Below are 12,471 nucleotides of genomic sequence, written 5' to 3'. Positions count from 1 at the left end.
ACCGTGGGAGGGCCGGTACGGGACTGGGGGCGCGTGGCGGCGGTGAGGGAGCCGTACCGGCCGCGCGGGACCGTGCGCTTGGCGCGGTGGGCGGTGGAGCCCGCGGTGCGGCCCGAGCCCAGGAGGGAGCGCATCGGGGCGAGTGTGTCGTTGGTGAGCCGGCCGAACCAGGCGAGGTCCCAGACGGCGTCGGCGAGTTGGGGATCGGTGGCGTCGGGGTGCGTGGTGGCGCGGACCTGGTCGGCGATCTGACGGAAGAACAGGCCGTAGCCCCCGGACAGGGCGTCCAGAACCGACTGGTGGAGCGCGGTCAGCTCCAGCGGGTGCGGGGAGGGGAGGAGGAGCGGGGCCGTGTCCGCCAGGTAGAGGGAGACCCAGCCGTCCTTGCCGGGAAGGGCCCCCGCGCCGGCCCATACGATCTCCCCGGCTGACGTGAGCTCGTCGAGCATCGAGGGCGTGTAACCCGCGACCCGCGACGGCAGGACCAGCTTCTCCAGGGCGGAGGCGGGGACCGAGGCGCCCTGGAGCTGTTCGATGGCGCGCACCAGTCCGTCGATGCCGCGCAGCCCGTGGCCGCCCCCCACGTGCTGCCACTGGGGCAGGAACTGCGCGAGCGCGGCCGGTGGCACCGGCTCCAGCTCGTGCCGCAGCGCGGCGAGGGAACGGCGGCGCAGACGGCGCAGCACTGCCGCGTCGCACCACTCCTGGCCGATGCCCGCCGGGTGGAACTCCCCTTGGACGATACGGCCGTTCGCGGCGAGCCGCTGGAGCGCGCCCTCCGTCACGGCCACCCCGAGGCCGAAACGGGCTGCCGCCGCGGCCGACGTGAACGGGCCGTGGGTGCGGGCATGGCGCGCGAGGAGGTCGCCGAGCGGGTCCTTGACCGGCTCGGTGAAGGCCTCCGGGACGCCGACCGGCAGGGCCGTGCCCAGCGCGTCGCGCAGACGGCCCGCGTCCTCGATCGCCGCCCAGTGGTCGGCCCCGGCGATCCGGACCCGGATGACGCGGCGGGCCCCGGCCAGCTCCCGGGCCCACTGCGGCTCGGCGCCGCGCTCCACCAACTCGGTGTCCGTGAGCGGGCCCAGCAGCCGCAGTACGTCCGCGACGCCCTCGACGTCCTTGACGCGGCGGTCCTCTGTGAGCCACTGGAGCTCCCGCTCCAGCTCGGTCAGGACCTCGGCGTCCAGCAGCTCCCGCAGCTCCGCCTGGCCCAGCAGCTCGGCCAGCAGCCGGGAGTCCAGCGACAGCGCGGCCGCCCGGCGCTCGGCGAGCGGGGAGTCGCCCTCGTACAGGAACTGGGCGACGTACCCGAAGAGGAGGGAACGTGCGAAGGGCGAGGCCTCCGGGGTCGTGACCTCGACGAGCCGCACCTTGCGGGACTCGATGTCACCCATCAGCTCGGCGAGGCCGGGCACGTCGAAGACGTCCTGGAGGCATTCGCGGACCGCCTCCAGGACGATCGGGAACGAGCCGAACTCGCTCGCCACCTGGAGCAGTTGGGCGGCCCGCTGGCGCTGCTGCCACAAGGGGGTGCGCTTGCCGGGGTTGCGGCGGGGCAACAGCAGCGCGCGGGCGGCGCACTCGCGGAAGCGGGACGCGAACAGGGCCGAGCTGCCCACCTGGTCGGTGACCATCTGGTCGACCTCGCCCTTGTCGAAGGCGACGTCCGCCGCGCCCACGGGCGCCTGCTCGGCGTCATATTCCGTGCCCGCCTTCATGGGCTCCTGGTCGAGGAGGTCCAGGCCCATCAGGTCGGCGTCCGGCAGGCGCAGCACGATGCCGTCGTCGGCGTGCATGACCTGGGCGTCCATGCCGTACCGCTCGGACAGGCGCGCGCCCAGCGCGAGGGCCCAGGGGGCGTGGACCTGGGCGCCGAAGGGGGAGTGCACGACGACCCGCCAGTCGCCCAGCTCGTCGCGGAAGCGCTCGACGACGATCGTGCGGTCGTCGGGGACATGGCCGCAGGCCTCGCGCTGTTCCGCCAGATAGGACAGGACGTTGTCCGCGGCCCAGGCGTCGAGGCCGGCGGCGACGAGACGCAGACGGGCGTCCTCCTGGGGCAGTGAGCCGATCTCGCGCAGGAACGCGCCCACCGCGCGGCCCAGTTCCAGCGGGCGGCCGAGCTGGTCGCCCTTCCAGAAGGGGAGCCGTCCGGGGACACCGGGGGCGGGGGAGACCAGGACGCGGTCGCGCGTGATGTCCTCGATGCGCCAGGAACTGGTGCCCAGCGTGAAGACATCGCCCACGCGCGACTCGTACACCATCTCCTCGTCGAGCTCGCCGACCCGGCCACCGCCCTTCTTCGGGTCGGCACCCGCGAGGAAGACGCCGAAGAGGCCGCGGTCCGGGATCGTCCCCCCGGAGGTGACGGCGAGGCGCTGCGCCCCGGGGCGGCCGGTGACCGTGCCGGCGACGCGGTCCCACACCACGCGCGGGCGCAGCTCGGCGAAGGCGTCGGACGGATAGCGGCCCGCCAGCATGTCGAGCACGGCCGTGAACGCCGACTCCGGAAGCGAGGCGAACGGCGCCGCGCGGCGGACCGTGGCGAGGAGGTCGTCGACCTGCCAGGTGTCCAGCGCGGTCATCGCGACGAGCTGCTGGGCCAGTACGTCCAGGGGGTTGGAGGGGATCCTCAGGGACTCGATGGAGCCGCTGCGCATCCGCTCGGTGACCACGGCCGCCTGCACGAGGTCGCCGCGGTACTTGGGGAACACCACACCCCGGGAGACCGCGCCCACCTGGTGGCCCGCGCGGCCCACGCGCTGCAGGCCGGAGGCCACGGAGGGAGGGGACTCCACCTGCACGACGAGGTCCACCGCGCCCATGTCGATGCCGAGTTCGAGGCTGGAGGTGGCGACCACCGCCGGGAGACGGCCCGCTTTCAGGTCCTCCTCGACCAGGGCGCGCTGCTCTTTGGAGACCGAGCCGTGGTGGGCGCGCGCGATGACCGGGGGAGCGCCCTGGGCCGCACCCGAGCCGCCCATGAGCTGGGCCGGGGCGTGGTGCTCGTCGAGCGGTTCGCCCGTCGCGCGTTCGTAGGCGATCTCGTTCAGCCGGTTGCAGAGGCGCTCGGCGAGGCGGCGGGAGTTGGCGAACACGATCGTCGAGCGGTGCGCCTGGACCAGGTCGGTGATCCGCTCCTCGACGTGCGGCCAGATCGACGGGCGCTCCGCGGCCTCGCCGCCGTCGGCGACCGGGGAGCCGCCCAGCTCGCCCAGGTCCTCGACCGGGACCACCACCGAGAGGTCGAACTCCTTGCCGGACTTCGGCTGGACGATCTCCACCCGGCGGCGGGGCGAGAGATAGCGGGCGACCTCGTCCACGGGCCGGACCGTCGCGGAGAGGCCGATACGGCGGGCGGGCTTCGGCAGGAGCTCGTCGAGCCGCTCCAGGGAGAGCGCGAGATGCGCGCCTCGCTTGGTGCCGGCGACCGCGTGCACCTCGTCCAGGATCACGGTCTCCACGCCGGTCAGGGCCTCGCGCGTGGACGACGTGAGCATCAGGAACAGGGACTCCGGGGTGGTGATCAGGATGTCCGGCGGGCGGGTGGACAGGGCGCGGCGCTCGGCGGCGGGGGTGTCGCCGGAGCGGATGCCGACCTTGACCTCCGGCTCGGGGAGGCCCAGGCGGACGGCCTCCTGGCGGATGCCGGTGAGCGGACTGCGCAGGTTGCGCTCCACGTCGACGGCGAGGGCCTTGAGCGGTGAGACGTAGAGGACGCGGCAGCGCTTCCTCGGGTCGGCGGGGGGTGGGGTCGAGGCCAGCTGGTCGAGGGCGGCGAGGAAGGCGGCGAGCGTCTTGCCGGAGCCGGTGGGGGCGACGACCAGGACGTCCGAGCCCTCGGCGATCGCCTGCCAGGCGCCGGACTGGGCCGCGGTGGGCGCGGGGAAGGCCCCCGTGAACCAGCCGCGGGTCGCGGGGGAGAAGGCGTCGAGCGCGGAACGGACCATGCCACCATCCTGCACCCGGGCACTGACAGTGGGCCTGACCTGGGAGTTTCTCCGACGGTTGGGCGGGTTGCCTCCGGCGGGTCTGTGGGTGCGTGAGGTGCTCGGTGGCGCACGCCGGCCGCCGCGGGCGGACAGCCACGGCCCATCCCCTTTGGCCCGTACGCGGCTGCCGTTTGGTCCGTACGAGGCTGCCGTGTGCGTGGGGGCGGATGCCGACCGGCCTCCTGAGTCGGTATGCGGTTCCCCGAGAATGGGGGAATGGCAGGTTCTGAGCGGGCGCGGCACTGGCGGTACGGGGAGTTGCCCGGTGTCGATCTGCTGAGGGCGCGGTATGTCGAGAAGCGGTTCGTGCGGCACACGCATGAGAACTTCGTCATCGCGGCGATCGCCGACGGGGTGGAGGTCTTTCACCACGGCGGAGCCGATCAGTACGCGGGGCCCGGGGCGCTGGCACTGGTCAATCCCGATACGCCGCACACGGGGCGTGCGGGTGGGCCCGAGGGGTGGCAGTACGGTGCGGTCTATCCGTCGCCGGAACTCGTGGCGGAGATCGCCGCCGAGACCACAGTGATCCGGGGAACGCCCGGCTTCAGCAGCCCGGTGCTCGACGATCCGTACTCCGCCGGGCTGGTGCACGAGGTGCTGCGGGCCACGGACGAGGGGAACGCGCTGGCCGCCGACACCCTGCTCAGGGTGGTCGTCACCCGCCTGCTGCGCCTCAACGGCGGGCCGATGCCCCAGCGGATCACGCGCACCGCGGGCGCTCGTACGGCCGCACGCGCGCGTGCCGTGCTGGAGGAGCGGATGGTCGATCCGCCGACTCTGGAGCGGCTCGCCGGCGAATTGGGGACAAGCCCGTTCGCCCTGTTGAGGGCGTTCCGCGACATGTACGGGATGCCGCCGCACACATGGCTGACCGATGCGCGGGTGCGGCGGGCCCGGCGGCTGCTGGACGCGGGGGTCGCGCCCGCCGAGGTCGCTGTCGCTGTCGGCTTCACGGATCAGCCGCACCTCAGCCGGCATTTCGGCCGGATCGTGGGAGTGCCCCCGGGCGCGTACCAGAGAGAGCGCAAGAACGTACAAGACGTGTGAGGGCGGGTGTTCCTACCGTCCGGTGCGTGGCAGAACAGACAGCTCTCGAAGAGACAAGTGGGGGCGGCGGAGCAAAGCCCGACCCGGCCGTCGTCCGGGACGCCCTGGGAGTCGGGGTCGCCGTCGGACTGTCCGGGTTCGCCTTCGGGGTGACCTCGGCCGGCAGCGGGCTCACACTGACGCAGACCTGTGCGCTCAGTCTCCTGGTGTTCACCGGGGCGTCCCAGTTCGCGCTCGTCGGGGCGCTCGCGGCCGGGGGCAATCCGCTCACGGCGGCCGCGGGGGCCTTCTTCCTGGGCGTGCGCAACGCCTTCTACGGGTTGCGCCTCTCCCAGTTGCTGGCCCTCCCGCGCGCGGTACGGCCGTTCGCCGCGCAGTGGGTCATCGACGAGACCGCCGCCGTGGCGCTCGCCCAGCCCTCGCGGCGGGCCGCGCGGATCGGTTTCACCGTCACCGGGCTGAGCCTGTACGTGCTGTGGAACCTCACCACGCTGCTCGGCGCGGTGGGGGCCGAAGCCCTCGGGAACATCGAGGCGTGGGGGCTGGACGCCGCCGGCCCCGCCGTCTTCCTCGCACTGCTCGCGCCGATGGTGAGGACCGCCGTCGAGCGGGCCGTGGCGTGCCTCGCCGTGGTGCTGGTGCTGGGCCTGCTGCCTGTGCTGCCCGCGGGGGTGCCGGTACTCGTGGCCGCGCTCGCCGCACCGGCCGTCCTGTGGGTGCGGGGGCGTCGCAGGGCGGCGATGGACGACGGCGGCATGCCGATGGACGACGACGCGCGGGGGACGGGCCGGTGAACATCTGGATCGCCATCGGAGTGACGGCGGTCGGCTGCTACGCCGTCAAACTCGTGGGGCTTCTCGTCCCCGAGGGCGTGCTGGAGCGGCCGCTCGTCCGGCGACTGGCCGCGCTGCTGCCCGTGGCGTTGCTCGCCGCTCTCACGGCTCAGCAGACCTTCGCCGACGGGCGCGTCCTCGTGCTGGACGCGAAGGCCGCGGGGCTCGCCGCGGCGGCGCTCGCGCTGCTGCTGCGCGCTCCCTTCCTGCTCGTCGTGGCCGCCGCCGTGGTGGTGACGGCCGGAGTACGCGCCATGACGGGCTGACCGCCCCGGTGGGCACCCACGCGCGCGTGCATGCCCACCGCGACCGGGCTACAGACGGCCGTACGCGCAGAGCGTGCGCAGGGCCTCGATCGTGACGATCGGGCGGCTCTCCAGGACGGTGCCCGGGGCCCACTGGCGCCACCGGACCGGCCAGCCGCCGTCCTCCTGCTGTTCGCTGAGCAGGAAGTCCAGCGAGCGGTTCATCTCCTCGTCGGTGAACCACGCGCGCGCGAGGGAGTCCGGAGTGCGTGCGAAGTCGTACGGGAAGTGGTGCTCGCCCTGGGCGTAGCCGGGCGACACCGGGTACGCCTCCAGGCGCCCCGGGTCCAGCGCGGCGAGACGGTGTTCGCGGACCAGACGGCCGAGCCGGTCGGCGGCCGCCTCCGCGCGCGAGCGGTCGGGCACGGAGTCGAGGAAGGCCACGGCCGCCTCGACCTCGTACGGGTGCGACTTCTCCAGGGAATCGACCGCCTGCCAGCAGAAGTCGGTGGCCCGGAACAGCCACGCGTGCCATACCTGGTTGCGGTGCAGCAGGCCCACCACCGGGCCTGTGGCGAGGAGTTCGCCGGGCGGATCGTCGACGACCCGGATGAAGGGGGCCGCCGGATAGCCCCGCCGGCCGGGGTCGATCGCCGGGAGGGCGCCCTCCCGGGTCGACACGGAGGTCAGATAGCGGCACACACGCTCCACCCGCTGCCCGCCGCAGCGCCCGATCGAGTCCAGGACGCGCAGTGCGTGCCCGGTGTGCAGCGGCTGGCTCACCGGTCCCCGAAGATCGGGTTCGAGCGCGTGGCCGTACCCCTCGTCCTCGTTGCGATAGGCGGCCAGCGCGACCTCCACGGCGTCGGCGCTCCCGCCCAGGAAGTGGAACGCGAAGCGGCGCTGCTCCAGCACGCGTGCGGTGAGCCAGACGAACTGCTCCGCGCGGGAGAGCGGGCTGGGCGCCGAGGGCTTCGGGGGGAGTGGGGATGCTCCTGTTTCGGCCATGCGACAGACCGTAGGGCGCAAAGCGGTCTCGACAGGCCGTCCCGGCTCGTCCCACCCCCTGGGGCGGGATACTGGAGTCATGCGGTTGACGGTCTTCTGGCAGCGGATGGCGGATCACTTCGGCGCGAGGTACGCCGACACCTTCGCGCGCGACCACGTGATGTCCGACCTCGGCGGTCGCACCGTGCACGAGGCGCTCGACGCCGGCTGGGAGGCCAAGGACGTGTGGCGCGTGGTGTGCGCGACCATGGATGTTCCGGACGAAAAGCGCTGAATCAGGCCGGAAGCGACGGGCGGTCGCTGATTGCCGGCCCGTAGATCCTGGGGCGAGGACCGATTGTCGGCCGTGTGGGTGAGACTTGGTCCGTGGCTCCCACCGATGAGACCGCGCAGGTCGACCAGCACGCATCCCCGTCCGGCACCACCCCGCCCACGCGGCCCCCGGCCGGTGACGGCATCGAGCGCGCCCGCATGCCGCGCTGGCTGCCGCGCGCCATGGTGCTGGCGCTCTCGCTGGTGGCGGTGTTCCAGCTGGGCAGCTGGGCGTTCCACCAGCTCATCGGGTTGCTGATCAACATCCTCATCGCGTTCTTCCTCGCGCTCGCCGTGGAACCCGCGGTCAGCTGGATGGCCTCGAAGGGCCTGCGCCGGGGCTTCGCCACCTTCCTCGTCTTCTTCGGCGTGCTGGTCGTGGCCGCGGGATTCGTCACTCTGCTCGGATCGATACTCGCGGACCAGATCATCAGGATGATCGAGGGCATACCGGAGTACCTCGACTCCGTCATCAGCTGGGTCAACACCACGTTCCACACCGAGCTGAAGCGGGTGGACATCCAGGAGGGCCTGCTCCGCTCCGACTGGCTGAAGCGGTATGTGCAGAACAGCGCCAGTGGTGTCCTGGACGTCTCCGCGCAGGTCCTGGGCGGTCTCTTCCAGCTGCTGACGATCGGGCTGTTCTCGTTCTACTTCGCCGCCGACGGCCCCCGGCTGCGGCGCGCGCTGTGCTCCGTACTGCCGCCGTCCAAGCAGGCCGAGGTGCTGCGCGCCTGGGAGATCGCCGTCGACAAGACCGGCGGCTATCTGTACTCGCGCGGCCTGATGGCGCTGATCTCAGGGATAGCCCACTACATCCTGCTGGAGTACCTCGGGGTGAACTACGCCCCGGTGCTCGCCGTCTGGGTCGGCCTGGTCTCGCAGTTCATCCCCACCATCGGCACCTATCTCGCGGGCGCCCTGCCGATGCTGATCGCCTTCACGGTCAACCCCTGGTACGCGCTGTGGGTGCTGATCTTCGTGGTGATCTACCAGCAGTTCGAGAACTACGTGCTGCAGCCCAAGCTGACCGCCAAGACCGTGGACCTCCACCCGGCGGTCGCCTTCGGGTCGGTCATCACGGGCACCGCCCTCCTCGGCGCCGTCGGGGCGCTGGTCGCCATTCCGGCGGTCGCCACCCTGCAGGCGTTCCTGGGGGCGTATGTGAAGCGGTACGACGTCACGGACGATCCCCGGGTGCACGGCCACCGCAGACGGAGTCCGGGCAGTGTTCTCGACCGCGTGCGGCGACTGCTGGAACCGAAGCGTGAGCCGGCATCGGAGCCTGAGCCGACACCGGAGCCGACACCGGAGCCGGAGAACGGTGCCTCCTGACGCCGTCCGGCGTCATCCGATCACCTCTCCCTCAGGAGCGGAAGCGACGAACGGGTCCCCCCCCCCGGGGATCGTGTGGCGCTTGACACAAAAATCGAACATCCATTCTTATGGAGGCTCCGGCGAGGCTCGCGGCGGGGATTTCGGCAGGGTTTTCGCGGAGAAGTGCCCGAGTTATCCACAGGCCGGACGGGCGTCAGGGCGCATTGTCAGTGGCAGGCGTTAGCGTCTTTGACGTGAAGCGATCGACTCAAGCAAACCGGGTGGAACCCATGGCAGGAACCGACCGCGAGAAGGCGCTCGACGCCGCGCTCGCACAGATTGAACGGCAATTCGGCAAGGGCGCGGTCATGCGCATGGGCGAGCGGTCGATGGAGCCCATCGAGGTCATCTCGACCGGGTCGACCGCCCTCGACGTGGCGCTCGGCGTCGGAGGCCTGCCGCGTGGCCGCGTCGTGGAGATCTACGGACCGGAGTCCTCCGGTAAGACGACCCTGACCCTGCACGCGGTGGCGAACGCGCAGAAGGCCGGTGGCCAGGTCGCCTTCGTGGACGCGGAGCACGCCCTCGACCCCGAGTACGCGAAGAAGCTCGGCGTCGACATCGACAACCTGATCCTGTCGCAGCCGGACAACGGCGAGCAGGCTCTGGAGATCGTGGACATGCTCGTCCGCTCCGGCGCCCTCGACCTCATCGTCATCGACTCCGTCGCCGCGCTCGTCCCGCGCGCGGAGATCGAGGGCGAGATGGGCGACAGCCACGTGGGTCTGCAGGCCCGTCTGATGAGCCAGGCCCTGCGGAAGATCACGAGCGCGCTCAACCAGTCCAAGACCACCGCGATCTTCATCAACCAGCTCCGCGAGAAGATCGGTGTGATGTTCGGCTCCCCGGAGACCACGACCGGTGGCCGGGCGCTGAAGTTCTACGCCTCCGTGCGTATCGACATCCGCCGTATCGAGACCCTGAAGGACGGCACGGAGGCGGTCGGCAACCGCACCCGCTGCAAGGTCGTCAAGAACAAGGTCGCGCCGCCCTTCAAGCAGGCCGAGTTCGACATCCTCTACGGGCAGGGCATCAGCCGTGAGGGCGGTCTGATCGACATGGGCGTGGAGCACGGCTTCGTCCGCAAGGCCGGCGCCTGGTACACGTACGAGGGCGACCAGCTCGGCCAGGGCAAGGAGAACGCGCGCAACTTCCTGAAGGACAACCCCGACCTCGCCAACGAGATCGAGAAGAAGATCAAGGAAAAGCTGGGCGTCGGGGTCCGGCCGGAGGAGCCCGCCGCCGATCCGGGCGCGGCCGCGGCCGGTGCGGGCGCGGCCGCGGACGGTGCCGCGAAGACGGCGCCCGCGCCGGCGGCCAAGGCCGCCAAGTCCAAGGCCGCGACCGCCAAGAGCTAGCCCCGTACTGTGCCTGATTCACAAGCGCGGCGAACGGACCGGGGCGAGTACGCCCACCCCGTCGCCCCCGCGGGCCGGGGGCGCGGGGGCGACGGGGACGAAAGGGGTGCAGTGGGCGTCGCCGGAGCCGGAGGCGGAGCGTATGGCGGGAGCGGGATACCGGACACCGGTGGCCGGCCGATGGGCGCGTACGGGGACCACGCGGACGGCCGTGAGGCCGGTCATGGGGACGGCGTTCGTGCTCACGGCGGCGACGGCCTGCGCGGGGGGCATGACCGTCGTCGGGGGCGCCGTCGGCGTGGCTTCGGTGAGCCGTCCGGTGGCCCGCAGGACGGGGGCTCCCCTACCTCGTCGAGGGCCGAGAAGGGGGAGCCCCAAGGGGACCCGGCTGAGCGGGCGCGGGCGATCTGTCTGCGCCTGCTCACCGGGACCCCCCGCACGCGGAAGCAGCTCGCGGACGCGTTGCGCAAACGGGAGATCCCCGAGGACGTGGCGGCCGAGGTGCTGTCACGGTTCGAGGAGGTCGGCCTGATCGACGACAGCGCGTTCGCGGACGCCTGGGTGGAGTCCCGGCACCACGGCCGGGGACTGGCCCGGCGGGCCCTGGCCCGGGAGTTGCGGACCAAGGGCATCGACGCGGCCCTCGTCGACGAGGCGGTCGCCCAGCTCGACTCCGAGCAGGAGGAGGTCACGGCACGGGAGCTCGTGGCCCGCAAGCTGCGCGCCACACGTGGCCTCGACCGCGACAAGCGCCTCCGGCGCCTGGCCGGCATGCTCGCCCGCAAGGGGTATCCCGAGGGGATGGCCCTGCGGGTTGTCCGCCAGGCGCTGGAGGAAGAGGGGGAGGGTACGGAGGGGTGGGAGGACGAGGGCTTTTGACTGCGGCCCCGTTCTAGTCGGCTCGGACCTCGGTGTTCTGGCAGGCGTGCAGCAGCCAGGTCTCGTCGTCCTGCTTGGTCATGACGTACAGCGGCGCACCCTCAGTGTCGCCTTCTGCCGAGTGGTAGACCTGCCGGACCTTGACGGCCGCCACGTCGGGACGCAGGAACTGCGTGTGGACCACCTCGTAGGTGACCTCACCGTCCCAGTTCGCGGTGGGCAGTACGGCGCGGGTGAACTCGGCGATCGCGTCGAGGCCGATGAGGACCTTGCCGTGACCGGTGGTCCAGAGGGCGTCGGGATGGAAGAGCGCGAGGAATCCCTCAGCGTCCCTGGCGCGTTGGGTGCGCTCGACGGTGGCGACCACCTGCTCGATGGCCTTGATGTCCGCGGTCTCGGTGTTCATGCGGAACACTCTGGGACCTCAAGTGAACTTGAGGTCAAGAGCCGTAGCCACCGAGATCACCCGGACCGTTGCCGACTGTCTGCGCTGCCGCCTGTTGCTCTGCCTGCGCTCTCTGCCTACCCCGACACCGGGAGCCCCGCCGCCCTCCACGCCTGGAAGCCGCCCACGAGGTCGGTGGCGCGGTGCAGCCCCAACTGCCGCAAGGACGCGGCGGCGAGGCTCGACGCGTAGCCCTCGTTGCAGATGACCACGATGCGGAGGTCGTGGCTCGTGGCTTCGGGGGCGCGGTGGCTGCCCTGGGGGTCGAGGCGCCACTCCAGTTCGTTGCGTTCGACGACCAGCGCGCCCGGGATCAGACCGTCGCGGTCGCGCAGGGCGGCGTAGCGGATGTCGACCAGGAGTGCCTTGCCGGCTCGGGCGGCCTCGTACGTCTCCTCCGGTTCGACCCGGTCGAGTCCCTCGCGGACCCGCTCCAGCAACTCGTCGATGCCGACGGGGCGTTCGTGGTGGGTGCTCACTGCCAGTCCTCCGGGCGCTCGACCTGCTCCAGCCGCAGCACCTGACCCGTACGGCCGTAGCGGCGGATCCGGGGCAGGGGCGGGTAGTAGGCGTGGACGGAGACCGCGTGCCGCTCGGTGGACTCGTTGAGCACCTCGTGCACGTGGTGACGGCCGAACGACCTGCCCTTGCCGGCCGGCAACCGCCGTACGCGGTCCACGCCCTCGGTGAGTTCCAGGGTTTTCCAGGCGTCGGTGGGCAGTCGGGCGGCGAGCGAGTTCTCCGTCAGTTCGCCGGCTGCGGTGACGAAGGCGCCCACCGAGTCGGCGTGATCGTGCCAGCCCGTCCCGGTGCCGGGCGGCCAGCCGATCAGCCAGGCCTCGCTTCCGTGAGGGCCGTCGAGGCGGACCCAGGTGCGGCCTTCGGGGTCGAGGGGGAGTGAGGCGATCAGCCCGGCGTCGGCGGCTGTACGGCGCGCGAAGGCGAGCAGGTCCGCCGGGGTCGGGGCGGAGG

The 12,471-nt window shown here is 72.0% G+C and carries 12 protein-coding genes; 7 read left to right on the top strand and 5 right to left on the bottom strand.

The features are described 5' to 3' along the window. Positions 1–3,950 (bottom strand): DEAD/DEAH box helicase (locus tag FNH04_RS29610; RefSeq protein WP_152788847.1); only part of this gene is annotated, 3,950 nt, incomplete at its 3' end. Positions 3,951–4,208: 258 nt separating this feature from the next. Here FNH04_RS29610 and FNH04_RS29605 point away from each other — a divergent pair. The 3 genes from FNH04_RS29605 to FNH04_RS29595 are packed head-to-tail and all read left to right on the top strand — an operon-like array spanning position 4,209 to position 6,141. Further along, complete coding sequence (locus FNH04_RS29605) at positions 4,209–5,042, top strand: AraC family transcriptional regulator (RefSeq protein WP_152788846.1); 834 nt, start codon at positions 4,209–4,211, stop codon at positions 5,040–5,042. Positions 5,043–5,068: 26 nt separating this feature from the next. Then, on the top strand, positions 5,069–5,836 hold the full coding sequence (locus FNH04_RS29600) for an AzlC family ABC transporter permease (protein WP_322724191.1): 768 nt from the start codon (positions 5,069–5,071) through the stop codon (positions 5,834–5,836). Then, positions 5,833–6,141: an AzlD domain-containing protein gene (locus FNH04_RS29595; protein WP_322724189.1), complete on the top strand. Its 309-nt coding sequence runs from the start codon at positions 5,833–5,835 to the stop codon at positions 6,139–6,141. Before FNH04_RS29600 ends, FNH04_RS29595 begins: the two co-directional genes overlap by 4 nt. 48 nt (positions 6,142–6,189) lie before the next feature. Here the strand turns inward: FNH04_RS29595 and FNH04_RS29590 are convergent, their stop codons facing one another. Next, positions 6,190–7,128, bottom strand: coding sequence for a hypothetical protein (locus FNH04_RS29590; RefSeq protein WP_152788845.1), 939 nt, complete (start codon positions 7,126–7,128; stop codon positions 6,190–6,192). Positions 7,129–7,207: 79 nt separating this feature from the next. On the opposite strand from FNH04_RS29590, the gene FNH04_RS29585 reads away from it, so the two are divergent. The 4 genes from FNH04_RS29585 (at position 7,208) to recX (ending at position 11,054) form a co-directional block, all read left to right on the top strand. Next, a complete protein-coding gene (locus tag FNH04_RS29585; RefSeq protein ID WP_152788844.1) occupies positions 7,208–7,402 on the top strand; it encodes a DUF3046 domain-containing protein in 195 nt (64 codons plus the stop codon). 92 nt (positions 7,403–7,494) lie between these two features. Further along, complete coding sequence (locus FNH04_RS29580) at positions 7,495–8,775, top strand: AI-2E family transporter (RefSeq protein ID WP_386574927.1); 1,281 nt, start codon at positions 7,495–7,497, stop codon at positions 8,773–8,775. Positions 8,776–9,047: 272 nt separating this feature from the next. Then, positions 9,048–10,175, top strand: a complete 1,128-nt coding sequence (gene recA / locus FNH04_RS29575) for a recombinase RecA (RefSeq protein WP_152788843.1) — start codon at positions 9,048–9,050, stop codon at positions 10,173–10,175. A gap of 9 nt (positions 10,176–10,184) precedes the next feature. After that, a complete protein-coding gene (gene recX, locus FNH04_RS29570; protein WP_322724188.1) occupies positions 10,185–11,054 on the top strand; it encodes a recombination regulator RecX in 870 nt (289 codons plus the stop codon). Positions 11,055–11,067: 13 nt separating this feature from the next. Here the strand turns inward: recX and FNH04_RS29565 are convergent, their stop codons facing one another. From FNH04_RS29565 to FNH04_RS29555, 3 genes are all read right to left on the bottom strand, one after another. Further along, entirely contained in the window at positions 11,068–11,460 is a 393-nt protein-coding gene (locus tag FNH04_RS29565; RefSeq protein ID WP_152788842.1) for an SgcJ/EcaC family oxidoreductase, read from the bottom strand. Positions 11,461–11,576: 116 nt separating this feature from the next. Further along, positions 11,577–11,978 (bottom strand): rhodanese-like domain-containing protein, encoded by a 402-nt coding sequence (locus FNH04_RS29560; RefSeq protein WP_322724186.1) that lies wholly within the window; start codon positions 11,976–11,978, stop codon positions 11,577–11,579. Then, on the bottom strand, positions 11,975–12,471 hold a 497-nt coding region (locus FNH04_RS29555; RefSeq protein WP_228031687.1), incomplete at its 5' end, for a cupin domain-containing protein. The genes FNH04_RS29560 and FNH04_RS29555, both read right to left, overlap by 4 nt.

This window comes from Streptomyces phyllanthi (assembly GCF_009377205.1).
GTDB classification, from domain to species: domain Bacteria; phylum Actinomycetota; class Actinomycetes; order Streptomycetales; family Streptomycetaceae; genus Streptomyces; species Streptomyces phyllanthi.
The sequence above is the reverse complement of the archived record's forward strand: the minus strand, read 5'-3'. Positions and strand labels throughout refer to the sequence as shown.